Annotated in this window: 25 protein-coding genes; 11 read left to right on the plus strand and 14 right to left on the minus strand. The window is 51.2% G+C overall.

Annotated features, from left to right (window positions below; translation table 11 throughout):
- Positions 1 to 5: 5 nt before the first annotated feature.
- The 6 genes from celF to osmE form a co-directional block, all read right to left on the minus strand.
- Positions 6 to 1,358: a 6-phospho-beta-glucosidase gene (gene celF / locus G434_RS20430; protein WP_000078760.1), complete on the minus strand. Its 1,353-nt coding sequence runs from the start codon at positions 1,356 to 1,358 to the stop codon at positions 6 to 8.
- Positions 1,359 to 1,462: 104 nt separating this feature from the next.
- Positions 1,463 to 2,305 carry a transcriptional regulator ChbR gene (gene chbR, locus G434_RS20425; protein ID WP_000983653.1) on the minus strand — a complete coding sequence of 281 codons (843 nt, stop codon included), beginning with the start codon at positions 2,303 to 2,305 and terminating at the stop codon, positions 1,463 to 1,465.
- Between the two features lie 7 nt (positions 2,306 to 2,312).
- Positions 2,313 to 2,663 carry a PTS N,N'-diacetylchitobiose transporter subunit IIA gene (chbA, locus tag G434_RS20420; RefSeq protein ID WP_000968913.1) on the minus strand — a complete coding sequence of 117 codons (351 nt, stop codon included), beginning with the start codon at positions 2,661 to 2,663 and terminating at the stop codon, positions 2,313 to 2,315.
- 50 nt (positions 2,664 to 2,713) lie between these two features.
- Positions 2,714 to 4,072: a PTS N,N'-diacetylchitobiose transporter subunit IIC gene (gene chbC / locus G434_RS20415; protein ID WP_000073041.1), complete on the minus strand. Its 1,359-nt coding sequence runs from the start codon at positions 4,070 to 4,072 to the stop codon at positions 2,714 to 2,716.
- A gap of 84 nt (positions 4,073 to 4,156) precedes the next feature.
- The gene (chbB, locus tag G434_RS20410; RefSeq protein ID WP_000412169.1) at positions 4,157 to 4,477 is read right to left on the minus strand and encodes a PTS N,N'-diacetylchitobiose transporter subunit IIB; all 321 of its coding nucleotides are present in this window, start codon (positions 4,475 to 4,477) and stop codon (positions 4,157 to 4,159) included.
- A gap of 298 nt (positions 4,478 to 4,775) precedes the next feature.
- Positions 4,776 to 5,114 (minus strand): osmotically-inducible lipoprotein OsmE, encoded by a 339-nt coding sequence (osmE, locus tag G434_RS20405; protein WP_001039044.1) that lies wholly within the window; start codon positions 5,112 to 5,114, stop codon positions 4,776 to 4,778.
- Between the two features lie 201 nt (positions 5,115 to 5,315).
- On the opposite strand from osmE, the gene nadE reads away from it, so the two are divergent.
- A complete protein-coding gene (nadE, locus tag G434_RS20400; protein ID WP_000175035.1) occupies positions 5,316 to 6,143 on the plus strand; it encodes an ammonia-dependent NAD(+) synthetase in 828 nt (275 codons plus the stop codon).
- A 229-nt stretch (positions 6,144 to 6,372) separates the two neighbouring features.
- Positions 6,373 to 7,260 carry an excinuclease Cho gene (gene cho / locus G434_RS20395; protein ID WP_000252369.1) on the plus strand — a complete coding sequence of 296 codons (888 nt, stop codon included), beginning with the start codon at positions 6,373 to 6,375 and terminating at the stop codon, positions 7,258 to 7,260.
- On the opposite strand, the gene ves is transcribed toward cho, so the two are convergent.
- The 7 genes from ves to astC form a co-directional block, all read right to left on the minus strand.
- Positions 7,220 to 7,795 carry an environmental stress-induced protein Ves gene (gene ves / locus G434_RS20390; RefSeq protein ID WP_000455601.1) on the minus strand — a complete coding sequence of 192 codons (576 nt, stop codon included), beginning with the start codon at positions 7,793 to 7,795 and terminating at the stop codon, positions 7,220 to 7,222. The two genes, cho and ves, sit on opposite strands and share 41 nt — an antisense overlap.
- A gap of 202 nt (positions 7,796 to 7,997) precedes the next feature.
- Complete coding sequence (gene spy / locus G434_RS20385) at positions 7,998 to 8,483, minus strand: ATP-independent periplasmic protein-refolding chaperone Spy (protein ID WP_001228981.1); 486 nt, start codon at positions 8,481 to 8,483, stop codon at positions 7,998 to 8,000.
- A gap of 329 nt (positions 8,484 to 8,812) precedes the next feature.
- On the minus strand, positions 8,813 to 9,781 hold the full coding sequence (gene astE, locus G434_RS20380; protein WP_000368473.1) for a succinylglutamate desuccinylase: 969 nt from the start codon (positions 9,779 to 9,781) through the stop codon (positions 8,813 to 8,815).
- On the minus strand, positions 9,774 to 11,117 hold the full coding sequence (astB, locus tag G434_RS20375) for an N-succinylarginine dihydrolase (protein ID WP_000994992.1): 1,344 nt from the start codon (positions 11,115 to 11,117) through the stop codon (positions 9,774 to 9,776). The genes astE and astB overlap by 8 nt, the downstream gene beginning before the upstream one ends.
- Complete coding sequence (astD, locus tag G434_RS20370) at positions 11,114 to 12,592, minus strand: succinylglutamate-semialdehyde dehydrogenase (protein WP_000177328.1); 1,479 nt, start codon at positions 12,590 to 12,592, stop codon at positions 11,114 to 11,116. The genes astB and astD overlap by 4 nt, the downstream gene beginning before the upstream one ends.
- Positions 12,589 to 13,623 carry an arginine N-succinyltransferase gene (astA, locus tag G434_RS20365; RefSeq protein ID WP_000989429.1) on the minus strand — a complete coding sequence of 345 codons (1,035 nt, stop codon included), beginning with the start codon at positions 13,621 to 13,623 and terminating at the stop codon, positions 12,589 to 12,591. The genes astD and astA overlap by 4 nt, the downstream gene beginning before the upstream one ends.
- On the minus strand, positions 13,620 to 14,840 hold the full coding sequence (astC, locus tag G434_RS20360; protein WP_000082001.1) for a succinylornithine/acetylornithine transaminase: 1,221 nt from the start codon (positions 14,838 to 14,840) through the stop codon (positions 13,620 to 13,622). The genes astA and astC overlap by 4 nt, the downstream gene beginning before the upstream one ends.
- 445 nt (positions 14,841 to 15,285) lie before the next feature.
- Here astC and xthA point away from each other — a divergent pair, with 445 nt between their 5' ends.
- The 9 genes from xthA (at position 15,286) to ynjE (ending at position 23,632) form a co-directional block, all read left to right on the plus strand.
- On the plus strand, positions 15,286 to 16,092 hold the full coding sequence (gene xthA, locus G434_RS20355; RefSeq protein WP_000673933.1) for an exodeoxyribonuclease III: 807 nt from the start codon (positions 15,286 to 15,288) through the stop codon (positions 16,090 to 16,092).
- A 166-nt stretch (positions 16,093 to 16,258) separates the two neighbouring features.
- Positions 16,259 to 16,969: a TVP38/TMEM64 family protein gene (locus tag G434_RS20350; protein ID WP_001309538.1), complete on the plus strand. Its 711-nt coding sequence runs from the start codon at positions 16,259 to 16,261 to the stop codon at positions 16,967 to 16,969.
- 4 nt (positions 16,970 to 16,973) lie between these two features.
- A complete protein-coding gene (gene ydjY / locus G434_RS20345; RefSeq protein WP_000939215.1) occupies positions 16,974 to 17,651 on the plus strand; it encodes a lipoprotein YdjY in 678 nt (225 codons plus the stop codon).
- Between the two features lie 14 nt (positions 17,652 to 17,665).
- Positions 17,666 to 18,373, plus strand: coding sequence for a TVP38/TMEM64 family protein (locus G434_RS20340; protein ID WP_000977133.1), 708 nt, complete (start codon positions 17,666 to 17,668; stop codon positions 18,371 to 18,373).
- On the plus strand, positions 18,373 to 18,921 hold the full coding sequence (locus G434_RS20335; protein WP_000524078.1) for a carboxymuconolactone decarboxylase family protein: 549 nt from the start codon (positions 18,373 to 18,375) through the stop codon (positions 18,919 to 18,921). Before G434_RS20340 ends, G434_RS20335 begins: the two co-directional genes overlap by 1 nt.
- A 9-nt stretch (positions 18,922 to 18,930) precedes the next feature.
- Complete coding sequence (locus G434_RS20330) at positions 18,931 to 20,097, plus strand: ABC transporter substrate-binding protein (protein ID WP_001215384.1); 1,167 nt, start codon at positions 18,931 to 18,933, stop codon at positions 20,095 to 20,097.
- A complete protein-coding gene (locus G434_RS20325) occupies positions 20,070 to 21,605 on the plus strand; it encodes an ABC transporter permease subunit (protein ID WP_000224945.1) in 1,536 nt (511 codons plus the stop codon). The genes G434_RS20330 and G434_RS20325 overlap by 28 nt, the downstream gene beginning before the upstream one ends.
- On the plus strand, positions 21,605 to 22,255 hold the full coding sequence (locus G434_RS20320) for an ATP-binding cassette domain-containing protein (protein ID WP_000882821.1): 651 nt from the start codon (positions 21,605 to 21,607) through the stop codon (positions 22,253 to 22,255). Before G434_RS20325 ends, G434_RS20320 begins: the two co-directional genes overlap by 1 nt.
- 69 nt (positions 22,256 to 22,324) lie before the next feature.
- The gene (ynjE, locus tag G434_RS20315) at positions 22,325 to 23,632 is read left to right on the plus strand and encodes a thiosulfate sulfurtransferase YnjE (RefSeq protein ID WP_001309541.1); all 1,308 of its coding nucleotides are present in this window, start codon (positions 22,325 to 22,327) and stop codon (positions 23,630 to 23,632) included.
- A gap of 8 nt (positions 23,633 to 23,640) precedes the next feature.
- On the opposite strand, the gene G434_RS20310 is transcribed toward ynjE, so the two are convergent.
- Positions 23,641 to 24,261 (minus strand): CDP-alcohol phosphatidyltransferase family protein, encoded by a 621-nt coding sequence (locus G434_RS20310; protein WP_001371603.1) that lies wholly within the window; start codon positions 24,259 to 24,261, stop codon positions 23,641 to 23,643.
- Positions 24,262 to 24,342 lie beyond the last annotated feature (81 nt).

The raw sequence follows: 24,342 nt of genomic DNA on the forward strand, positions 1-24,342 counted from the left end.
CTCGGTTAATGTGCTTTTTTAAGCTCTGCGATGCAGTCGGCAAAATTTGGCAGCCATTTCTCGTGCGCCAGAATCATCTCGCGTGCCAGCAGCTCAGCATCGCGATCGGAATGCACCAACGGACTAAGGTTTAGCGCCAGTAACACATCGTTAAATTCTCCGCTAAGTGCAGCGTTGCTGGCAGCAATCTCGAAGCCTTTAATGGTGTGAATCAGCCCCATCACTTTATCATCGAAATGCGTAATGCGCGGATGTGGCGTCGCGCCATCGCGCCCCAGCGTACAGGTCATTTCTACCGCCCAGTCTGCCGGAATATTATCAATATGCCCATGATGCGGGATATTAACGTAATGTTCAGCTTGCTTGTCGTTGTAGATAGCGTTGATCACTTCGCACGCTGCATCAGAGTAATAAGCCCCACCGCGCTGTTCCAGTTCTTTCGGCTTAACTTTCAACTCCGGGTTTTTATACAGCTCAAAAAGTTGTTTCTCGACTTTCTGTACTACCTGTGCTCGTGCGCCGCCTTTGTAGTATTCGCCCATTTCAATAGCCAGCATCTCTTTTTGCTTGAAGTAATAAAGCAAATAAGAACACGGCAACAGATTTAGAGAACGAATTAAACCTTCGCTAAATGGCAGATCGAAAATATTTTTAACGCCAGATGCTTTTAACTGCCCGGATGCCACACCATCAAGCAATTCGGCAAAGCGTGATTTGCCATTTACCAGCACATCTTTAATGAACACCATATGGTTGAGGCCGAACAGATCGATAGATAAATCATCGCTGTCTTTCAGCATCAGAACATCGCGAATAAACATCTTCATGCCGATCGGAATATTACACACGCCGATAAAGCGTTTAAATCCGGTATGACGATAAACGGCTTCAGTGACCATTCCCGCCGGGTTAGTGAAGTTAATCACCCATGCATTCGGACAAAGTTCTTCGACATCTTTTACGATGTTAAAAATCACCGGAATGGTACGCAGACCTTTAAACAGACCGCCCGCGCCGTTAGTTTCCTGACCAAGATAACCATGACTTAATGGAATACGTTCATCCAGTTCGCGCGCCGGTAATTGGCCTACGCGCAGTTGGGTAGTAACGAAATCAGCATCTTTCAATGCTTCGCGGCGATCCAGCGTTTTATAAAGCTTCATCGGGACGCCAGCGTTATCAATCATCCGTTGGCAGAGATCAAAAATAATATCCAGTTTAGCTTTACCACCTTCGACATCCACCAGCCATAATTCGCTGACCGGCAATTCGTGATAACGCTTAATAAATCCTTCCAGTAACTCCGGGGTATAGCTGCTCCCGCCACCAATAGTGACGACTTTTAATTTCTGGCTCATAATTTCTCCCTTCAGTACAGAATACTGATATCTGGCATATCTGCCCCCCCGGACATAAATAATCCAGCAACAGGACAGATATGTGAATTGTCAGGTATAACGACTTACTGATTAAATTCAGTCAATTTCTTACGATAGCTCTTAGGCGTAAAGGACGTTAATTTCTTAAACGTTTTAATAAACAAACTCGGGCTACTATAACCGGCCTCAAACGCAATATCCGTCACGGAATAGTTGGTCATTTCCAGTTGTTTTTTGGCAAAATTAATACGGATCTCATTAATAATCTGCATTGGTGTTTTGCCATAATATCGTTGAGTCGCTCGCGTCAAATATTCCTGTGATTTGGCTGACAACGTCACCATATTCTCCAGCGCCGATTCACTAAACTGCTCTTTATCATGCATCTTTTCTACCGTACTTTTCAGCCACTGCGGTACATCATCAATCACCTGTTCTTCGCGGTAATGACGTAAACGGTTAATGACATAAAAAGTAACCATCTCAACAAACTCTTCCAGCCCTGTTTCGCGGAAATTCAATGAAGAAATCACTGTTTCCACATAGGTGAGAAAAGCGTTATTGGTTCGGTATACCTGCGAAGCTACAAAGCAATAAGGCAACAACGGCAGGTAATGCTGCTCAAAAAAGCGTTTACTGATCCCAACGTTCAATATGCGCGTGGCACCAAACTCATAAAAACTTTGATGGTGCGAACCTAACGGAATAAAAACAAAATCGCCCCGTTCCAGTAACACGCGCTTACCGTTAATCTCCTGGAAATAACGCCCGGTTAATACCAGAGTAAATTCATAATAGTCGTGCTGATGCAGTCCGCTGATACTCTCAGTTTTGTTATAGATAAACACATGGAAATTTTTGCCATTAAACAACTGCTGTTCTCGGGCAGTGGCAATTTCCGGCGCGTTAATCACTGGCTGCATCATCGACTCCTTATGCCTTCAGTTTTTCATGAAGCTCAATTAATTCGGTAATCAGTTCACGCGCAAGCATGGACGTCATTAAATGATCCTGAGCGTGGACCAGCACCAGACTCACTTTCATCTTACCTTCGCCCGCATCGCCTTCAATCAGTTTCGTCTGTACCAGATGCGCTTCATTCAATGCTATCCGTGACTGATCCATCATGGCTTTTGCTGCGGCAAAATCGCCCTGCTTCGCCTGTTTCAGTGCCGCATACGCCAGGCTGCGCGCTTGTCCGGAGTTGATGATAAGCCCCATCACCACTTCTTCCAGCTCTTCAGCTTCCGTTTGCGTATCGGGAATATTATCGAGATCCATCATACATCGTTCCTCTCTATTCTTACCGGCACGATTACCCGTACCGGCATCGATTAAAATTTCAGGGCGTTAGCGATATCTTCTTCGCTCTCTTCTTTATCAATCGCATTTTGTGCTTTGTTAGCCACCACAACAAAGGGCAGATAAATTAACGTTGCGATACCAAGGTTGAAGAGTGCGACCAGCAATGCGGCGACGCTACCGTTGGTGTTAAAGAAGGCTCCCAGACCGGTTGGCATGGTCCACGGTGCAATATTGGTCACCGGAGGAATAATGCCCATGTAGTACGCTGCCAGGGTGATTGCCGCCAGAATCGGTTGTACCAGTACAAACGGGATAAACATCACCGGGTTCATGATAATTGGCAGACCAAACAGAATCGGTTCGTTAATCTGGAAGATGCCGGACGGCAGCGCCAGTTTTGCCACCTGACGATAATCAGCACGGCGAGAGGCGATAAAGATAGCCAGGATCAGACCTAAAGTCGCACCACTGCCCCCAAGGAAAATAAAGGAGTCCAGCATCGGCTTGGCCCAGATATGGAAGGTCTTACCGGCTGCCAGCGCCGCTTCGACGGAACCATATTGCTGATAGGTCGCGATATTTTCCAGCGCCCAAGGCGTCATAATGCCGTTGTCCAGTGCGGTCAGCGCCAGCGCACCATGAATACCGAAGAACCAGAGCAGTGGAACAAAGATCACATAGGCCCAGCCCACCACGCTACCCAACGATGCCAGTGGGGTTGAGATGGTATCCATAATGATCTGATGGAAGTTGGTGCCCCAGGTATTCAACGCCCAGGCAATAATCCCCATCACGGAAAGAATAATAAAGCCGGGAATTAAAGCCGAGAAGGAACGCGATACTGAAGCAGGTACGCTATCGGGCAATTTAATGACCCAATTGCGGCGGACAATAAAGGTAAACATTTCTGCCACCACCAGGCCAATAATAATCCCGGAGATGATATTCGCCCCACCTAACCAGTTTGCGCCAACCGCATAGGCCTCACCGACACTGTATGGGGTGACGGTCATAAATGCTGCAACGGATAACAACCCAGCCGCCAGCGCATCGACTTTACGCTCTTCTGCCAGCGCCATGCCAATAAAGAACGGTGCCATTAAAGACATTATCCCTAATGTTCCGTTATATACGTTGCCGCCAATACCTTTCAGACCATTAAGTGTTTCAATGGTTGAGGCATCCAGGCGAATACCTAAGGAATAAAAAAACGACCCCTCCCCAAAGCTTAGAAAAACGTTGTTAATTAATACAAACATGGCCCCCGCAAGGGTTAACGGCATTAAGCGAATAAAGCCATTTTTGATTGCATTAACGTGTGGCTGCTTTCCTATTTTAACTGCAAAAGGGAGGAGTACCTTTTCAAGCGATGCAATAACATTACTCATAGAAAAATACCCTTAAAAACCGCAATTTAAATATTACGGTATTGATTTATGAAATAACTCTTTGACGGGAAAATTTAAAATAAATTAATTTGCTGCGGCTTTTTTAATCGCTGCAACCGCAGCCTTAAGCACGCCTAAACCATCGACTTTGCCATAAAGCAGCGAGTCAATTACTTCAACCGGTTTGTTGGGTAACAAACGCTGGATTTCGGGCAACATATAAGCAATCTGCGGCCCTAATAACACGACATCGGCATTCTGACCTTTTTCACCAGCCAGTGTTTCCGGAAATGCTTCAATAATGACCGGAACTTCATATTTTTCTGCCTGTGCGCGCATTTTTGATACCAGTAAAGAGGTAGACATGCCCGCAGAACAAAACAGATAAATGTGTTTCTTTTCCATAAAACTGCCCTCATCGACGATTATCTGTCAGCCAGACACTCCGCAAGCCTTAACCTGCTTCCATGCTCTGGGTAACTTGCGAAACCAACATGACTTTTTTTGTGGCTGAAAGGAGTATACGGTATAGACCTGAGCAATAGTATTTCTTTGACCTTATAAATTGTCTCTCCTTGACCTGCGGTTATGACCCTCTTCACATTTCGGGCAAATAATTCGCGAAGATAATTAAGAACTCAGGCCAAAAAAAACCGGCGCAATGGCCGGTTTCCGTTGTAACTCAAGCTTTCAGGCGAAGTGATTACTTCGCAGCCTGTGGATCAGTGTCGTATTCAGCACAGGTCTGATAACCGGAGTTGATGACATGTCCGGTATCATCTAACGCGACAAAGTAGGTTTCTGCTTTACCATCACGTTGACCCAGGATGTAGGTCTGGCAAGTACCACGAGCATGGATCATGCTCACTTCAGACGAAGGTTTACCCGCAATTTGTGCAACCTGCGCCCGGCTCATGCCTTTTTTGACGTCTTTCACCACAGGCTGTACAAACTGGTCTTTGGTACGATCATAAGCCGTACAACCCGCCAGCATGGTTAATACCGCCGCTGCACTCAGAATTCCTGCCATATTCTTGTTCATATTCCGTCCTCTTGTTTATCAGCGTGTTAGATAAGCCTGGAATACATTGGGCGCTTTTTCAAGCCCGTGAACGAAACGGCTCCGCTTTCAGAGGATTCCTGTATGACGTTTTAACCACCATTCAGCCCGCTGTCGCTTGTCGTTTCAGTAGCAACGGGTTAGCTTTAAGGAAGTTTTGTCTTTTCTGTCTGGAGGGGTTCAATGACATTGCAACAACAAATAATAAAGGCGCTGGGCGCAAAACCGCAGATTAATGCTGAAGAGGAAATTCGTCGTAGTGTCGATTTTCTGAAAAGCTACCTGCAAACTTATCCGTTCATTAAATCACTGGTGCTAGGGATCAGCGGCGGTCAGGACTCCACGCTTGCCGGAAAGCTGTGCCAGATGGCGATTAATGAGCTGCGCCAGGAAACTGGCAACGAATCACTGCAATTTATTGCCGTACGCCTGCCCTATGGTGTTCAGGCTGACGAACAAGATTGCCAGGATGCCATTGCCTTTATTCAACCGGATCGCGTATTAACCGTTAATATCAAGGGCGCGGTATTGGCCAGCGAACAGGCGCTGCGCGAAGCGGGCATTGAACTGAGCGATTTTGTTCGTGGCAATGAAAAAGCGCGTGAGCGGATGAAAGCACAATATAGCATTGCGGGTATGACCAGCGGTGTCGTGGTGGGCACCGATCATGCAGCAGAAGCCATTACCGGATTCTTCACTAAATATGGTGACGGCGGTACGGATATTAATCCGCTGTATCGTCTCAACAAACGCCAGGGTAAACAGTTACTGGCGGCATTAGGTTGCCCGGAACACCTTTATAAGAAAGCCCCAACGGCCGATCTGGAAGATGATCGCCCTTCTCTGCCAGATGAAGTGGCACTCGGCGTGACCTATGACAATATCGACGACTATCTGGAAGGGAAAAACCTACCTGAACAGGTCGCCAGAACAATAGAGAACTGGTATCTGAAAACCGAACATAAACGCCGTCCGCCAATTACCGTTTTCGATGATTTCTGGAAAAAGTAATAATTTGCACATATTGGTTTGTGCGAAAAAGAGTACTTTGTTCACGCCGGATGCGGCGTGAACGCCTTATTCGACCTACAAAACTATGCAAATTCAATACATTGCAGGAGTCGAATAGGCCTGACAGGCGTAGCACGTCTCACGGTGTAACCTTTGTCATCAACCCGCCTCTTTTTTAATCGCTCCCCGCCTGTTACACTGGATAGATAACCAGCATTCGGAGTCAACAGTGGTACGGCGTTTAACTTCTCCGCGGCTCGAATTTGAAGCTGCGGCAATTTATGAATATCCCGAACATTTACGTTCATTCCTTAATGACTTACCCACCCGACCAGGGGTGTATCTGTTTCATGGCGAAAGCGACACCATGCCGCTCTATATCGGCAAAAGCATTAACATCCGCAGCCGCGTCCTTTCTCATTTACGCACCCCGGATGAAGCCGCCATGCTACGGCAATCCCGGCGAATTAGCTGGATCTGCACCGCAGGCGAAATCGGCGCTCTGCTCCTTGAAGCGCGATTAATCAAAGAACAACAGCCGCTGTTTAATAAACGGTTGCGCCGCAATCGCCAGCTCTGTGCCCTGCAATTAAATGAAAAGCGCGTCGATGTGGTGTATGCCAAAGAGGTGGATTTTTCACGAGCCCCCAACCTGTTTGGCCTGTTTGCCAATAGGCGCGCAGCTTTGCAAGCATTGCAGACCATCGCTGATGAACAAAAACTTTGCTATGGCCTGCTGGGACTGGAACCGTTAAGCCGCGGGCGTGCTTGTTTTCGTTCTGCATTAAAACGTTGCGCCGGGGCGTGTTGCGGTAAAGAGAGCCATGAGGAACATGCGCTACGCTTGCGCCAGTCTCTGGAGCGTTTGCGGGTGGTGTGTTGGCCTTGGCAAGGGGCGGTGGCGCTGAAAGAACAGCACCCGGAAATGACTCAATATCATATTATTCAAAACTGGCTGTGGCTGGGGGCGGTTAATTCGCTGGAAGAAGCGACAACGTTAATTCGGACACCCGCCGGGTTTGATCACGACGGTTATAAAATTCTTTGTAAGCCGCTGCTTTCCGGTAACTATGAAATTACTGAACTTGATCCGGCGAATGACCAGCAAGCCAGTTGATTTCACTGAACAACAGTTTACCCTGCGGTTGTAAAAGCCGCAGGGTGTGCCTGCCATCGAACCAGCACGCGCCCTGGTCGGTAGTGAGCAGTTTATCGCCCAATTGCCACGCCCCGTTAATGACAAACACTACCCCGCCGCGTGAGCCAAAGGTAGTAAACGTACGTTCGGCAATTCTGACTTTCGCCTTACAGACATCCAGGCGTGTCATGATGTTGAAATCCATCGACATCTGCCCTGCCGTCAGTTTCGCTTTTACCACCTGGTCCGCCGCAAAGGCAAAAGGCTGTAACGGTTTTAAGGTATGGTTAAAGCGGTCTGCGCTTTCAAGGAACATCTCGCCGCCTTCCAGCAACGTCACTATCCTTTCCATACCGGGAAACAAAGAAAACTCCCCATTCGCCGCGATGGATGCAATGCTGGCACGCCAGTAAAAATCACGTTTTGCCGGTGGGAAAGTGCAAATTTCGCGCGTTTCACCGGCAGCATTTCGCCACAGATTCACCGACATTTTACGCATATCAAAGTATTCCATACTCGCTCCCGGCCCGTTCTTTTCATTGTTATCGTTCAGGTAACCGTGGATGGTTATCGGCAACTCGGGTGATTTACGTTAGTGGTGATCAGGCTTTTTTTACAACTGTTTGAGAAGAGAAAAGAAAACCGCCGATCCTGTCCACCGCATTACTGCAAGGTAGTGGACAAGACCGGCGGTCTTAAGTTTTTTGGCTGAAAGATTATTCAGCAGTTGCAGGCATTTTACCTTTTGCCGCTGGACGTTCTGTCAGACGCTTCTCAAAATTAGCATTAAATTGCTTTTTCTGTTCCGGCGTCAGGATGTTGTAAATTTTGTTCTGGGTTTCCATGTGCGCCAGCATGTTAGCTTTGCGCTGTTCTTCCATTTTTGCGATCTGCGCTTCAGCTTTTGCTTTATCGAAGGTATCGCTCGCAATGATGTCATGCATTGCGCGGCGTTCTTCCAGCGGCGGACGTTTCATCTGGTCACGCTGGCCTTTCATGATTTCGCGGATCTGCTGTTTCTGCGCGTCGGTCAGGTTCAGGTCTTTGAACATCATGTCCTGATGCGGACCAAACTTGCCTTTGTGGTGCATCATCGGCTTCGCGTCAGCCGGTGCTGCGGTAGTGGTGTCTGCGGCATGGGCCAGGTTAGCCGCGCCAAGAGCCAGGGTAGAGGCAACAAACAATGCAGTTAATTTACGCATATTCTATATCCTTCCTTTCAGTTATTTTTTACGGCTTTCTTAAGTAGCGTGCCGTGTTGACGAGATTAACTTTACTGACTTTAGCGTCAATTAATCAGAGCAACGGTAAAACAATGAAAGTGTAAAAAACACTTTTGCGCCAATTATGGAGAAAAAAAGAAAATTTGATGGAGAGTGATGAGAGAATATTACAACACGATGATTTTGCAGAGATTATGAAGAACTATACCGGATGACTGGTGATGAATAAAGCAAATAACCAGGATTAATCTGTATTAATTTATAAGAAAGCAACTTAATACCCGCAGAATGATTTCTGCGGGTAAGTATTAGCTTATTTTTTCGAGCATTAATCCCGCGCGTAATCCCAACGCTACCAAAGGATTAGGGAATAACACATACTCTACATCATGGGTTACGGTAAAACGTTCCTCCCCGTCCTGCGCCAGCAATGTTCCTTTCTCAAACGGCATAAAATTCAGCGTGTCACTTGCCATATGCATTTCGAAGGACGGCGAGTGGCGAGTAATTTGCGAAACCACCCGATAACGGAGCGGCGGCGTTCTCACGATACCGACATTCTCACCAGATAGCAGCGCAGCAATTGCGCTGGCAGTGACTGCAAACTGGCGAAGATCGTTTTGTCCAAAGGGCAACGCTTTGCCGAGTTCCAGCGTACAGGCCAGCGCGCCAAAATGTCTGGCGCTAAAATGGGTAAACGTACCACCAGGCGTCTGATGGAATACCAGTGCCTCCAGCCCCGCCGCCCCCAGCCACGTCAGAAATTTCTCGTCCCAGGGAATGTCGCGTTGCGGTAATACACCAAACTGCGGATGCAAGGAGCCACGAATTGCGGTATGGAGATCAAGGTGCCAGCGCACAGATTCTTTGCCCTGGTCATAAAAATCTTCCAGGCACTGTTCCAGTTCGCGCGCGCGACAGGTTTCCCCGCTTTCAGCAAATAGCTGCCAACGACCGCCAAACATTCGGTTCATATCGCTATGGCAATAACGTTTCCCTTGCTTCAGCGCAGGAGGATTCCCGAGGATCACCAGCAACCGCCAACGTAACGGGATCTCGCCGTGAGATATCGCGCCAAGCAACGCGTCCAGCATCTCCACAGGTGCCGTCTCATTACCGTGTATTCCCGCTGAAATCACCAGTGCGCCTTGCGGTGGCGTTAATGGCGTCAGTTCCAGCACACCATCGCCCAGCCAGAGCCAGCGAACGCCGTTGATTTCTCGCTCGGTGATAACCGGTTTTTTACCCGTTAAGGTCAGAGCAAGAAAATTATCCATTGCCCCCTCCCTCGCGCTGGAACGGATAAACCGAACCGAGATTCAGTAATTGGCTCAATACATCCAGTGCTTCCCGCCCTTCACGCAGCAATTGCGGGTCGGCCAGATCGGCAGCAGTAAGACGATCGCGGTAGTAACGATCCACCCAGTCATTGAGCACATTAAACAGCGTATCGTTCATCATCACCGCCGGATTCACCGCCTGGCGTTCTTCTTCTGTCAATACCACGCGCAACCGCAGGCACGCCGGGCCTCCGCCATTCGCCATGCTTTCACGTAAATCAAAGACTTTTAGTTCGCTAATCGGGTTGTCAGCGGCAAGGAGTTCATTGAGATACCCCCATACTCCGGCGTGTTCCCGACACTCCTGAGGCAGCACCAACATCATGGAACCATCATCGCGGCTCAGCAGTTGGCTGTTAAACAGATATGTAGACACCGCATCTGACACGGAAACCTGAGTCGCCGGAACTTCTATCGCCATAAAACCGTTCACCCGCGCACGCAGGTTTGCCAGTAACTGCACCTGTCGAGCGAACGCCTGTTGATGACAAAACAGCACCTGGCGGTTACTCACGGCAATCACGTCATTATGAAAAACGCCCTGGTCGATAACGTCCGGGTTTTGCTGGGCGAAAATCACCTGTTGGGGATTCACCTGATTCAGCCTTGCCACCGCCTCGCTGGCTTCGCGAGTCTGCCGCGCCGGATAACGGGAAGGCCGGGTATCATTGCCTTCTTCTCGCCCGTAGACAAAAAGTTGCATACCCGGTTCACCGTAATGACCGCCGAGACGATTGTGGTTTGCCGCCCCCTCATCACCGAGCAAGGCTACCTGCGGCAACGCCGAATGGACACTAAATTTCTCTTCGTCGTTAAAAATCGCTTTTAACAGCGATTCAGTGACGGGGGCTTCCAGCGAACGGTGAAATTTATTGTTCAGGTTGGCAACGGTGAGATGCACTTTGCCATCCAGCGTATCGGCAGATGGCGCGATCGTTGCCGCATTGGCTACCCACATTGGCGAAGCGGAACTAACGCTGGAAAGCCAGTGCGGTGCCTGGCGTGCAACCTTTTCCAGCACTTGTTCATCGCTACCACTGAATCCCAACTGACGTAAAACCGGTATAAACGGACGCTCGTGCGGCGGGATCACGGCCTGGGGGAATCCCGCATCGGCAAGGGTTTTCATTTTCAGTAAGCCCTGTTTCGCCGCCAGTCGCGGGTTAGAGACCTGAAAACGGTGACGGGTAGAGGCTTCATTACCAAACGACAGGCCCGCGTAATGATGCGTCAGCCCTACCAGCCCGTCGAAATTGACTTCCCAGGCGTTCATCGCACCACCTCATCGGAAAAATCCAACCCGGGGTTAAGCGTGGCGGGCAATGTTAACGAGTCCGACTCCAGGCTCGCCATCGGCCAGGCACAATAATCTGCGGCATACCAGGCGCTGGGGCGATGGTTACCGGAAGCGCCAATGCCGCCGAATGGCGCGGTACTGGCAGCGCCGGTAAGCGGTTTGTTCCAGTTAACAATCCCCGCCCGCGCCTCAAGCAGCAGTTGATCGAATTTTTCCCGCGCGGGGGAAACCAGACCGCATGAGAGGCCGAAGCGAGTGTTATTCGCCATTCGAATCGCTTCATCGAAATTGTCATAACGCCAGACGCGCAATAACGGTCCGAACACCTCTTCATCTGGTACGCCAGCAACGCCCGTCATTTCAATGATCCCCGGCGTCAGCAACGATGTCCCTGCTTGTAATAAGCACGGCGCAAGCAGGGGTCGTCCACCCATCGCTTCCAGTTGCTGCCAGGCCGTCACCACCTGCTGCGCGGCCTGATCTGATATCAGCCCGCCAATAAACGGCTGCGGTTCGTCATCCCATTTGCCCGGCGTTAATCGCTGGCTGACGGCAACCAGACGAGCAAGAAACGCATCGCCCTGCGCCCCGCTTTTCAGCAATAAACGGCGGGCGCAGGTGCAGCGTTGCCCGGCTGTGACAAATGCCGACTGAATGGTCAGATGGACAGCGGCATCGATATCCGCCACCTCATCGATAATCAGCGGGTTATTGCCGCCCATTTCGAGGGCGAGAATTTTCTCCGGCTGACCGGAAAGCTGACGATGCAACTGGTAGCCAGTATTGGCGCTACCGGTAAACAGCAAGCCGTCGAGATCCTCCAGCGCACTCAGCGCCTGACCCGTTTCACGCCCGCCCTGCACCAGGTTCAGCACGCCCGGCGGCAAGCCAGCCTGCTGCCATAAACGCATTACCGCTTCGCCGCTCCAGGGTGTCAGTTCGCTGGGTTTAAAGATAATGGTGTTACCCGCCAGCAATGCCGGAACGATATGCCCGTTCGGCAAATGACCAGGGAAATTATACGGCCCAAACACCGCCAGCACGCCGTGCGGGCGATGTCGCAGGCTCGCCGCGCCGTCCGGCATTTCGCTACGCTGCTCGCCGGTACGAACGTGATACGCCTTAATTGATATCGCGATTTTATTGATCATCGCCGTCACTTCGGTTGCCGCTTCCCAGCGCGGCTTACCCGTTTCTCTGGCAATAATCGCGGTTAATTCGGCTTTATTGCTTTCCAGCAATCCGGCAAAGCGTTCAACTCTTACCTGACGATCGCCAAAGGAGAGACGCGCCCAGCGCGGAAACGCCGCACGGGCTGCCCGACAAGCCTGCCCGACCTGAGCGGCATCGGCATCATTGCCCTGCCATAACACCTCTCCCGATACCGGATTACGCTTCACACGCAATGCGCCCTGGCCCGTTACCCAGTCACCGTTGATCCATAAAGTCATGCTGTTTTCTCCTCTGCGCACAGGCGCACCAGACGAACGCGATCCCCGGCGTGGCATTTGAGGGCATCCAGTTGTGCGGCGGTTAAAATCAAACGCTCGGTTGCCGGATCGGTACGCACCAGCACCACGCGGAAATGGTGATAATTTTCATTGGCGACCAGGCAGGCCGGAAAATCGCCCTGCGCAGGCTGCCCTTCTGCCACTTCCACCAGCCGACTTTTACGGATGGCGCGCACGCGGTCGATGTCACACTCAAGCGTCGGCCCACCGTCGAAGATGTCGATATAATTACGGTAGCGAAAACCTTCTTTCTCCAGTACCGCACGGGCAGGCGCGGTTTGCGGATGTACCTGACCGATGACGTCCTGGGCTTCCTGAGATAAAAAGTGGGTATAGATCGGATGTTTCGGCATCAGTTCTGCAATAAATGCCTTTTGCCCGGTGCCGCAGAGAAAATCGGCGCGGCTAAAATCCATCGAAAAGAAGCGCTTACCGAGGCTTTGCCAGAACGGTGAATAGCCATGTTCGTCAATCACCCCGCGCATTTCGGCAACCACTTTGTCATTAAACTTGTCGCGAAAAGCCGCCATAAACATAAAGCGCGATTTCGACAGCAAATAGCCGTTGCCCTCTTTGCGCCACTCCGGGTCGAGAAACAGCGTGCACAGCTCGCTGCTGCCGGTGTGATCGTTACTGAGAAACAGCGTCGGCAACGCGTTATAGACATTCAGCTCTTTCGAAGCGTGAACCAGCGTGCCGACGCGATAGTTGTACCAGGGATCGTTCAGCCCAACTGCCACCTCAATGGCGCAAATCCCCGCCACTGTGCCTGTCTCGCTATCTTCCAGCACGAACACATAGCCCTGCTCACTTTTGGGCAGTTCGCCTTGCCAGGTTTTGATTGCCCTTTCGATACGCGCCGAAAGCGTGGCTTCATTGGCGGGAAGCGACGTCAGGCCGCCGCCCGTTTTGCTGGCAAGCTGCATCAGCGCCGAGACATCTGAGCGCTCAACGGGACGGATGACCATCATGATGAACCTCGGCTAACAAAGTGGTCGCAAGCAGCTGCAAAGCGATCCAGTCCGGTCGTCACCTCTTCTTCGCTGACATTGAGCGCAGGCGCAAAACGCACCACGTTGCCACCCGCAATCAGTACCATCACGCCTGCTTTCGCCGCTTCCTGAGAGATCTGTTTCGCTTGCCCGGCGTAATCGGCATTCAGTACACAGCCAATCAACAAACCTAAGCCGCGAACTTCACTGAACAAACCGCAGCGGTGATTAACGGTATTAAGACGCTCAACAAACCAGTCGTGACGCTGCTTAACCCCGTTAAGCATCTCTGGCGTGTTAATGAGATCCAGCACTTTGCCTGCTACCGCCGAGGCCAGCGGATTACCACCATAGGTGGTGCCATGAGTGCCAACGGTCATCACGCTGGCGCACTCTTCGGTTGCCAACAACGCACCGACCGGGAAACCGCCGCCCAGCGCTTTCGCGGTAGTTAACAGATCAGGCGTCACACCGTAGTGCATATAGGCATACAGTTCCCCGGTGCGCCCGACGCCAGTTTGTACTTCATCAAAAATCAGCAATGCATTGTGGCGGTCACACAATTCACGCAGACCATGTAAAAATGCGTTGCTGGCTGGCACCACACCGCCTTCCCCCTGGATGGGTTCGACAATCACCGCACAGGTAGAGTCGTCAATCAGCGCGCTGGCAGAGTTAATATCGTTATATGCAGCATGACGAATATCCGGCGGCAGTGGCGCAAAATCCTGTGAATAGGCGGGCTGCCCACCCGCACTGACAGTAAACAGCGTGCGACCATGAAACGCATTTTTGAACGCCACGATACCGCTCTTATGGCTGCCGTAGCGGTCGTGAGCGAATTTACGCGCCAGTTTTAGCGCCGCTTCGTTGGCTTCCGCACCGGAGTTACAAAAGAAGACGCGATCGGCAAACGTGGCGTCGATCAATTTTTTCGCCAGTCGCAGTACCGGCTCGTTGGTGTAACCGTTGCCGGTATGCCAGAACTTACTCGCCTGTTCGTTCAGCGCCTCACGCAGTTCCGGGTGCGCATGGCCCAGCGCGTTCACCGCAATGCCACCCGCGAAGTCGATATACTCTTTCCCCTGCTGATCCCACAAGCGCGAACCTTCGCCACGTACCGGTATAAACGGTGCCGGAGCGTAAACAGGTATCATCCATTCATCAAAGTTTTCACGCGTAATTGGCTGAGACATAGCGACCTCTACAGTAAATAATTCGTTATTTATATGTTAATAATAAGTAATGTTTGCGCTGTAAATGTAGATTGCAGGGTTCGTGCCAGCCAGTGATAAAAGTGCATAAACCGCGGTGGCTAACTGGAAATCAAGGAGTTATAACCAAACCATATGCATTTAAAGTGCATATAAAGTGAATACGTTTGCGATGTGGGTGAATAAAAAGAATAAAAAACGCAATGTTATGCAGAAGTAAAATATAATTCTGGAATTGTGATCATTGACGAAATTTACTGGAAATTACTGCGCCATTCTGACGCAACGCGCACCAAAAGCGGGCATTTTTTGCGCCATCGTTGACATCATTAACAACCATCGATCAAATCACTTAACAACAGGCGGTACGCAAAGCGAAATTCTGCTACCATCCACGCACTCTTTATCTGAATAAATGGCAGCGACTATGAAATTTGTCTCTTTTAATATCAACGGCCTGCGCGCCAGACCTCACCAGCTTGAAGCCATCGTCGAAAAGCACCAACCGGATGTGATTGGCCTGCAGGAGACAAAAGTTCATGACGATATGTTTCCACTCGAAGAGGTGGCGAAGCTCGGCTACAACGTGTTTTATCACGGGCAGAAAGGCCATTATGGCGTGGCGCTGCTGACCAAAGAGACGCCGATTGCCGTGCGTCGCGGTTTTCCGGGTGATGACGAAGAGGCGCAACGGCGAATTATTATGGCTGAAATCCCCTCGACGCTGGGCAATGTTACCGTGATCAACGGTTACTTCCCGCAGGGTGAAAGCCGCGACCATCCGATAAAATTCCCGGCAAAGGCGCAGTTTTATCAGAATCTGCAAAACTACCTGGAAACCGAACTCAAGCGTGAAAATCCGGTGCTGATTATGGGCGATATGAATATCAGTCCTGGCGACCTGGATATTGGCATTGGCGAAGAGAACCGTAAGCGCTGGCTGCGTACCGGAAAATGTTCTTTCCTTCCGGAGGAACGCGAATGGATGGAGAGACTGATGAGCTGGGGGTTGGTCGATACCTTCCGCCATGCGAATCCGCAAACAGCAGATCGTTTCTCATGGTTTGATTACCGCTCAAAAGGTTTTGACGATAACCGTGGTCTGCGCATCGACCTGCTTCTCGCCAGCCAACCGCTGGCAGAATGTTGCGTAGAAACCGGCATCGACTATGAAATTCGCAGCATGGAAAAACCGTCCGATCACGCCCCCGTCTGGGCGACCTTCCGCCGCTAATTTAGCTGTTCTCCTGGCTCAAACTGGGTCAGGAGAATTAACCTTGAGAAAAATCAACAAACTGTCAGTAATGATTTGTTGCCTGCCGCCCTTTGTTATACCGTCACTGCGTTTTTAGTTGTCTGACCACTTCTCTATTATCAAGTTTGATATAGGAAACTCCACGATGAACGCTGAGCGTAAATTTCTTTTTGCCTGTCTTATTTTTGCGCTGCTCATTTACGCTATCCACGCTTTCGGTTTATTCGATCTGCTCACCGATTTGCCCCACTTACAGACACTCATTCGCCAGAGCGGATTGTTCGGTTATAGCCTCTATATTCTGTTATTCATCATTGCCACCCTCTTTCTGTTACCAGGAAGCATACTGGTGATCGCTGGAGGAATAGTTTTTGGCCCGCTCTTAGGGACACTACTCTCATTAATTGCCGCCACGCTGGCCTCCTCGTGCTCATTCCTGCTGGCGCGCTGGCTGGGACGTGATTTACTGCTGAAATACGTTGGCCATAGCCATACCTTCCAGGCCATTGAAAAAGGCATTGCGCGTAATGGTATTGATTTTCTTATTCTGACCCGCTTAATCCCGTTGTTTCCTTACAATATTCAAAATTACGCTTACGGATTAACCACAATCGCCTTCTGGCCTTATACCCTTATTTCGGCACTCACGACCCTGCCCGGTATTGTTATTTATACCGTGATGGCAAGCGATCTCGCCAATGAAGGCATTACGCTGCGCTTTATTTTACAACTCTGTCTGGCGGGCCTGGCGCTGTTTATTCTCGTCCAGCTCGCAAAACTCTACGCCCGACACAAACATGTGGATCTGTCTGCTTCGCGCCGCAGCCCACTTACTCACCCCAAAAATGAAGGATAGAACGATGTTGCAACATTATTCAGTGTCATGGAAAAAAGGACTGGCTGCACTCTGCTTACTGGCTGTTGCCGGGCTTAGCGGCTGCGATCAACAAGAGAATGCGGGTGCAAAAGTGGAATACGACGGACTTTCGAATAGCCAACCGCTGCGTGTCGATGCCAATAACCATACGGTAACCATGCTGGTGCAAATTAATGGTCGTTTCCTCACCGACGACACTCGTCACGGTATTGTGTTTAAAGATGGCTCCAACGGACATAAATCGCTGTTTATGGGTTATGCGACCCCGAAAGCATTTTATGAAGCCCTGAAAGAGGCAGGTGGTACACCGGGCGAAAACATGACGATGGATAATAAAGAAACGACTCATGTCACAGGCAGCAAACTGGATATTTCGGTCAACTGGCAAGGGGCGGCAAAAGCGTATTCCTTAGATGAAGTGATTGTTGACAGTAATGGCAAGAAACTGGACATGCGCTTTGGCGGTAATTTAACGGCAGCAGAAGAGAAGAAAACGGGCTGCCTGGTGTGTCTGGATAGCTGCCCGGTCGGCATCGTCAGCAATGCAACATACACTTATGGTGCGGTTGAAAAACGAGGTGAAGTTAAATTCAAAGGCAATGCCTCGGTTCTCCCGGCGGATAACACGCTGGCAACGGTTACCTTTAAAATCACCGAATAAAGCCAGAATAAAGGATGATGAAGATGCAATCGCGAAAAATCTGGTATTACCGTATAACCCTCATCATCCTGTTGTTCGCTATGCTGCTGGCATGGGCGCTGCTTCCCGGCGTCCATGAGTTTATCAATCGCAGCGTTGCGGCGTTTGCCGCCGTGGACCAACAGGGTATAGAACGCTTTATTCAGTCTTACGGCGCACTGGCGGCAGTTGTCTCGTTCTTGTTGATGATTTTGCAGGCCATTGCTGCACCGCTACCTGCGTTTCTGATCACCTTTGCAAATGCGTCGCTGTTTGGCGCGTTCTGGGGCGGCTTGCTGTCGTGGACCAGTTCGATGGCCGGCGCGGCGCTGTGCTTTTTTATCGCCAGAGTGATGGGCCGCGAAGTGGTGGAAAAGTTAACGGGTAAAACGGTACTCAATAGTATGGACGGCTTTTTTACCCGCTATGGTAAACACACCATTCTGGTATGCCGATTATTGCCTTTTGTGCCTTTTGATCCCGTAAGCTATGCTGCCGGTTTGACTTCAATACGTTTTCGCTCGTTTTTTATCGCCACCGGGCTTGGTCAGTTACCAGCGACTATTGTTTATTCCTGGGCGGGCAGCATGTTAACAGGCGGTACTTTCTGGTTTGTCACCGGACTGTTTATTCTGTTTGCCCTGACCGTGGTGATTTTTATGGCGAAGAAAATATGGCTTGAGCGCCAGAAGAGGAATGCCTGATGGGTTTACCGCCGCTTAGCAAAATTCCTTTCATTTTACGTCCGCAGGCGTGGCTGCATCGTCGCCATTACGGCGAGGTGCTAAGCCCGATTCGCTGGTGGGGGCGGATCCCGTTTATCTTTTATCTGGTGTCGATGTTTGTCGGCTGGCTGGAGCGCAAACGCTCACCGCTGGATCCGGTAGTACGATCGCTTGTCAGCGCGCGCATTGCGCAAATGTGCCTGTGTGAGTTTTGCGTGGATATCACCAGTATGAAAGTCGCCGAGCGCACTGGCAGCACCGATAAACTGCTGGCAGTGGCTGACTGGCGGCAAAGCCCGCTCTTTAGCGATGAAGAACGGCTGGCGCTGGAGTACGCCGAAGCCGCAAGCGTAACGCCGCCAACGGTCGATGATGCCCTGCGCGCCCGACTGGTTACGCATTTTGACGCTCAGGCGCTCACCGAACTGACGGCATTGATTGGCCTGCAAAACCTGTCGGCTCGTTTTAATTCTGCCATGGACATTCCCGCTCAGGGGCTGTGCCGTATTCCTGAAAAACGTTCTTAAGGAGAGATGATGCGCCATTGTGTGTGGTTGCTGGGATTGTTATCGCTGTTTTCTTTGGCAACACATGCCAGTGACTGGCAGGAAATCAAAAACGACGCCAAAGGGCAAACCGTCTGGTTTAACGCCTGGGGCGGCGATACGGCAATTAACCGCTATCTCGACTGGGTTAGCGGCGAGATGAAAACCCATTACGCTATAAACCTGAAGATTGTTCGTCTCGCGGATGCCGCAGACGCGGTGAAGCGCATTCAGACCGAAGCTGCTGCCGGACGCAAAACAGGCGGTTCGGTGGATCTGCTCTGGGTGAACGGCGAAAACTTCCGCACCTTAAAAGAGGCCAATTTATTACAAACGGGCTGGGTGGAGACTCTGCCCAACTGGCGCTATGTCGACACACAGCTGCCGGTGCGGGAAGATTTTTCAGTGCCTACAGAAGGGGCTGAATCGCCCTGGGGTGGCGCACAACTGACGTTTATCGCCCGCCGCGATGTTACGCCACAGCCACCACAAACGCCGCAAGCGTTGCTGGAGTTTGCTAAAGCCAATCCTGGCACGGTTACCTATCCGCGCCCGCCAGACTTTACCGGCACGGCGTTTCTTGAACAGTTGCTGATTATGCTAACGCCAGATCCCACAGCATTAAAAGAAGCGCCGGACGATGCGACTTTCGCCCGCGTCACTGCGCCCTTGTGGCAATATCTTGATGCACTGCATCCGTATTTGTGGCGCGAAGGAAAGGATTTCCCACCTTCGCCCGCGCGGATGGATGCTCTGCTGAAAGCTGGCACATTGCGCCTGTCGCTGACCTTTAACCCCGCGCATGCGCAGCAAAAAATCGCCAGTGGCGATTTGCCGGCAAGCAGTTACAGTTTTGGTTTTAACGAGGGGATGATTGGCAACGTGCATTTTGTCACCATTCCTGCCAACGCGAATGCCAGTGCTGCGGCGAAGGTAGTTGCCAATTTCCTGCTCTCACCCGATGCGCAACTGCGTAAAGCAGATCCCGCTGTCTGGGGCGATCCTTCTGTTCTCGATCCGCAAAAACTGCCTGACGGGCAGCGCGAAACATTGCAATCGAGAATGCCGCAGGATCTGCCGCCGGTACTGGCTGAACCGCACGCAGGTTGGGTAAATGCGCTGGAACAAGAATGGCTACACCGTTACGGTACGCATTAATCTTTTTGCTGTGGGCGATGATGGCGGTGATTTATGCACCGCTGATCCCGGCAGCTCTCACGCTGATATCGCCTGCTTTGTCGTTGACACACTGGCAGGCGTTATTTGCCGATCCACAGTTACCGCAGGCATTAATGGCAACGCTGGTGTCGACAACCATCGCGGCGGTCGGGGCGTTGTTGATTGCCCTGCTGGTGATTGTGGCGCTGTGGCCTGGGCCGAAATGGCAGCGTATGTGCGCCCGTCTGCCGTGGCTGCTCGCCATTCCCCATGTGGCTTTTGCCACCAGCGCCCTTCTGCTCTTTGCTGACGGAGGGCTGCTTTATGACTATTTCCCATATTTCACTCCGCCAATGGACAAATTGGGTATTGGGCTGGGCTTCACGCTGGCGGTGAAAGAAAGCGCATTTCTATTGTGGATCTTAGCGGCAGTATTGAGCGAAAAACGGCTGTTGCAGCAACTCATTGTGCTGGATTCGCTGGGCTACAGCCGCTGGCAATGCCTGAACTGGCTACTGTTGCCCTCCGTCGCGCCTGCGCTGGCAATGGCGATGCTGGCGATTGTTGCCTGGTCGCTGTCGGTCGTGGATGTGGCGATTATTCTTGGGCCAGGTAATCCACCGACGCTGGCAGTAATTAGCTGGCAGTGGTTAACTCAGGGCGAAGCCGATCAACAAACGAAAGGCGCACTCGCCAGCCTGCTGCTGATGCTGTTACTCGCCGCCTACGTTTTGCTGGGCTATCTGCTATGGCGTAGCTGGCGGCGTACTATTCCCCGCGTAGATGGCGTTCGTAAGCCTGCCACGCCTTTATTGCCTGGCATTACGCTGGCGAGTCTTTTACCCTTAACCGGTGTGCTGTGTGTGGTTCTGCTGGCGATCCTCGCGGATCAGTCGACGATCAATAGTGAAGCGCTCATCAACAGCCTGACAATGGGGCTGGTGGCGACATTCATCGCTTTGCTCCTGTTACTGCTGTGGCTGGAATGGGGGCCACAGCGTCGCCAGTTGTGGCTATGGTTGCCCATTTTATTACCCGCTCTGCCACTGGTGGCGGGCCAGTACACGCTGGCGCTATGGCTAAACCTGGATGGAAGCTGGACGGCGGTGGTCTGGGGGCATCTGCTGTGGGTAATGCCGTGGATGCTGTTTATCCTGCAACCGGCCTGGCAGCGCATTGATTCACGGTTAATTTTGATTGCGCAAACACTGGGCTGGTCGCAGTCCAAAATCTTCTTTTACGTGAAATGTCCGCTTATGCTACGCCCTACGCTGATTGCCTTCGCGGTGGGATTTTCAGTCAGTATTGCACAGTATATGCCGACGCTGTGGCTGGGCGCGGGGCGTTTTCCGACGCTCACCACTGAAGCGGTGGCATTAAGCAGCGGCGGCAGCAACGGTATTCTCGCCGCCCAGGCTTTATGGCAACTGCTATTACCGCTTATTATTTTTGCCCTGACCGCGTTAGTCGCAAAATGGGTAGGTTATGTCAGACAAGGACTCCGCTAATGCTCTGCGTGAAAAATGTTTCGCTACGTTTACCAGAAAGCTGCTTGCTGACAAACGTTAACTTTACGGTGGATAAATGTGACATTGTCACGTTAATGGGGCCGTCTGGCTGTGGAAAATCCACTCTGTTTTCATGGATGATTGGTGCGCTGGCCGGACAGTTTTCTTGTACAGGTGAGCTATGGCTCAATGAGCAACGGATTGACATGCTACCCACCGCAGAGCGTCAGATTGGCATTCTTTTCCAGGATGCACTGTTATTTGACCAGTTCAGCGTCGGGCAAAATTTACTGCTGGCTCTGCCAGCGGCACTCAAAGGTGTTGCAAGGCGCGATGCGGTAAATGATGCGCTGGAGCGTGCGGGGCTTGGCGGTATGTTCCATCAGGATCCTGCCACTTTGTCTGGCGGTCAGCGAGCGCGCGTTGCTCTGCTTCGCGCTCTTCTCGCTCAGCCAAAAGCGTTGCTACTGGATGAGCCATTCAGCCGTCTTGATGTAGCTCTGCGCGATAATTTTCGCAAGTGGGTATTTAGCGAAGTTCGCGCCCTGGCGATCCCCGTCGTTCAGGTAACGCACGATCTCCAGGATGTTCCTGCTGATAGTTCTGTTCTGGATATGGCGCAGTGGTCAGAAAATTACAACAAACTGTGATAACGCAAAGTTTTTCTCAATGCGTCAGTTCAGAATGGCGCACTCAAAACTACAATGTCGGGATTTTCGATGAAACGTGTTTCTCAAATGACCGCGCTGGCAATGGCTTTAGGGCTGGCTTGCGCTTCTTCGTGGGCCGCTGAACTGGCGAAGCCTCTTACACTTGACCAGCTTCAACAACAAAATGGCAAAGCGATAGATACTCGCCCCAGCGCGTTTTATAACGGCTGGCCACAAACCTTAAATGGCCCTTCTGGTCATGAACCTGCCGCCTTAAACCTCTCTGCTAGCTGGCTCGACAAAATGAGCACCGAACAGCTTAACGCGTGGATCAAGCTACATAACCTGAAAGCCGATGCTCCGGTTGCGCTGTACGGTAATGACAAAGATGTCGATGCCGTCAAAACGCGTCTGCAAAAAGCAGGTTTTACGCATATCTCCATCCTGAGTGACGCGCTAAGTGAACCTTCCCGTCTGCAAAAACTGCCGCACTTTGAGCAGCTGGTTTATCCGCAATGGCTGCATGACCTGCAACAAGGTAAAGAGGTTACGGCGAAACCTGCCGGTGACTGGAAAGTCATTGAAGCGGCCTGGGGCGCTCCTAAGCTTTACCTTATCAGTCATATTCCCGGCGCTGACTACATCGATACCAACGAAGTGGAAAGCGAACCGCTGTGGAACAAAGTTTCTGATGAACAACTAAAAGCGATGCTGGCAAAACACGGCATTCGCCATGACACCACGGTCATTCTGTACGGGCGTGACGTATACGCTGCAGCGCGTGTGGCGCAGATAATGCTTTATGCCGGCGTGAAAGATGTGCGCCTGCTGGATGGCGGCTGGCAAACCTGGTCCGACGCGGGACTGCCTGTTGAGCGCGGAACGCCACCGAAAGTGAAAGCGGAACCGGATTTCGGCGTGAAGATCCCGGCACAACCGCAACTGATGCTTGATATGGAACAGGCGCGTGGACTGCTGCATCGCCAGGATGCATCGCTGGTGAGCATTCGTTCGTGGCCAGAATTTATCGGTACGACCAGCGGTTACAGCTATATTAAACCAAAAGGTGAAATAGCCGGAGCACGTTGGGGACACGCTGGTAGCGACTCGACGCATATGGAAGATTTCCATAACCCGGATGGCACCATGCGTAGCGCCGATGATATTACCGCTATGTGGAAAGCATGGAATATCAAACCAGATCAGCAAGTTTCATTCTACTGCGGCACCGGCTGGCGCGCGTCCGAAACCTTTATGTACGCACGAGCAATGGGCTGGAATAACGTCTCCGTTTACGACGGCGGCTGGTACGAATGGAGCAGCGATCCAAAAAATCCGGTAGCAACCGGTGAACGCGGCCCGGACAGCAGCAAATAACATTGCAATTACTGACGCTGGAGCGACTTCAGCGTCAGATACCCACTCCACACCCGCGTAAAGGTCGTCATCCAGCACAACGCACCGAAGATCCACGCAAACCACGCAAACCATGCAGGGAATAAACATCCCAGCACAAACAGTAAGATCGTTTCAGTGCCTTCGGTTAATCCCCCCAGATAGTAAAACGACTTATGTGCATAACCGGGGTTATCAATCTGATGTTTTGCTGCCAGTGCAGCAAAGGCGAGAAAACTGCTGCCCGTACCGATAAACGCAAACAACAGCCAGCCGCCTGCCAGCGCATTTTGCTGCGGTGCGGCGAGGATAAACCCAAAAGGTACCAGCGCGTAAAAAAGAAAATCGAGAGAAATATCAAGAAAGCCGCCCGCGTCGGTAAGCCCTCTGCGCCGCGCCAGCGCACCGTCCAGACCATCAAGCAGCCTGTTCAACAAAATGACGACAAGCGCCGCCAGATACCAGCCCAGCGCCAGAAAAGGCAGTGCCAGCACACCGATGGCAAATCCCACTAATGTTAAACCATCTGGCGTAATGCCCGGTTTATCAAGAACCCGCACGCACTGATGCAACAACGGTTTAATCCGGGGATGAAGATGGCGGTCTAGCACAGGCACTCCTTAAATATAAAACCTTTCTGATTGAGCAACAGTGCGGATATTATGGCATTTTTCGCTTATCTGCCCGTGTGT

The organism is Escherichia sp. KTE172, from assembly GCF_000408845.1.
Classification (GTDB): Bacteria; Pseudomonadota; Gammaproteobacteria; order Enterobacterales; family Enterobacteriaceae; genus Escherichia; species Escherichia coli.

Excerpts from the sequence above, each read along its gene's own strand:
- celF (WP_000078760.1), bottom strand. The coding sequence starts at position 1,358 with ATGAGCCAGAAATTAAAAGTCGTCACTATTGGTGGCGGGAGCAGCTAT.
- chbR (WP_000983653.1), bottom strand. The coding sequence starts at position 2,305 with ATGATGCAGCCAGTGATTAACGCGCCGGAAATTGCCACTGCCCGAGAA.
- chbA (WP_000968913.1), bottom strand. The coding sequence starts at position 2,663 with ATGATGGATCTCGATAATATTCCCGATACGCAAACGGAAGCTGAAGAG.
- chbC (WP_000073041.1), bottom strand. The coding sequence starts at position 4,072 with ATGAGTAATGTTATTGCATCGCTTGAAAAGGTACTCCTCCCTTTTGCA.
- chbB (WP_000412169.1), bottom strand. The coding sequence starts at position 4,477 with ATGGAAAAGAAACACATTTATCTGTTTTGTTCTGCGGGCATGTCTACC.
- osmE (WP_001039044.1), bottom strand. The coding sequence starts at position 5,114 with ATGAACAAGAATATGGCAGGAATTCTGAGTGCAGCGGCGGTATTAACC.
- nadE (WP_000175035.1), top strand. The coding sequence starts at position 5,316 with ATGACATTGCAACAACAAATAATAAAGGCGCTGGGCGCAAAACCGCAG.
- ves (WP_000455601.1), bottom strand. The coding sequence starts at position 7,795 with ATGGAATACTTTGATATGCGTAAAATGTCGGTGAATCTGTGGCGAAAT.
- spy (WP_001228981.1), bottom strand. The coding sequence starts at position 8,483 with ATGCGTAAATTAACTGCATTGTTTGTTGCCTCTACCCTGGCTCTTGGC.
- astE (WP_000368473.1), bottom strand. The coding sequence starts at position 9,781 with ATGGATAATTTTCTTGCTCTGACCTTAACGGGTAAAAAACCGGTTATC.
- astB (WP_000994992.1), bottom strand. The coding sequence starts at position 11,117 with ATGAACGCCTGGGAAGTCAATTTCGACGGGCTGGTAGGGCTGACGCAT.
- astD (WP_000177328.1), bottom strand. The coding sequence starts at position 12,592 with ATGACTTTATGGATCAACGGTGACTGGGTAACGGGCCAGGGCGCATTG.
- astA (WP_000989429.1), bottom strand. The coding sequence starts at position 13,623 with ATGATGGTCATCCGTCCCGTTGAGCGCTCAGATGTCTCGGCGCTGATG.
- astC (WP_000082001.1), bottom strand. The coding sequence starts at position 14,840 with ATGTCTCAGCCAATTACGCGTGAAAACTTTGATGAATGGATGATACCT.
- xthA (WP_000673933.1), top strand. The coding sequence starts at position 15,286 with ATGAAATTTGTCTCTTTTAATATCAACGGCCTGCGCGCCAGACCTCAC.
- G434_RS20350 (WP_001309538.1), top strand. The coding sequence starts at position 16,259 with ATGAACGCTGAGCGTAAATTTCTTTTTGCCTGTCTTATTTTTGCGCTG.
- ydjY (WP_000939215.1), top strand. The coding sequence starts at position 16,974 with ATGTTGCAACATTATTCAGTGTCATGGAAAAAAGGACTGGCTGCACTC.
- G434_RS20340 (WP_000977133.1), top strand. The coding sequence starts at position 17,666 with ATGATGAAGATGCAATCGCGAAAAATCTGGTATTACCGTATAACCCTC.
- G434_RS20335 (WP_000524078.1), top strand. The coding sequence starts at position 18,373 with ATGGGTTTACCGCCGCTTAGCAAAATTCCTTTCATTTTACGTCCGCAG.
- G434_RS20330 (WP_001215384.1), top strand. The coding sequence starts at position 18,931 with ATGCGCCATTGTGTGTGGTTGCTGGGATTGTTATCGCTGTTTTCTTTG.
- G434_RS20325 (WP_000224945.1), top strand. The coding sequence starts at position 20,070 with ATGGCTACACCGTTACGGTACGCATTAATCTTTTTGCTGTGGGCGATG.
- G434_RS20320 (WP_000882821.1), top strand. The coding sequence starts at position 21,605 with ATGCTCTGCGTGAAAAATGTTTCGCTACGTTTACCAGAAAGCTGCTTG.
- ynjE (WP_001309541.1), top strand. The coding sequence starts at position 22,325 with ATGAAACGTGTTTCTCAAATGACCGCGCTGGCAATGGCTTTAGGGCTG.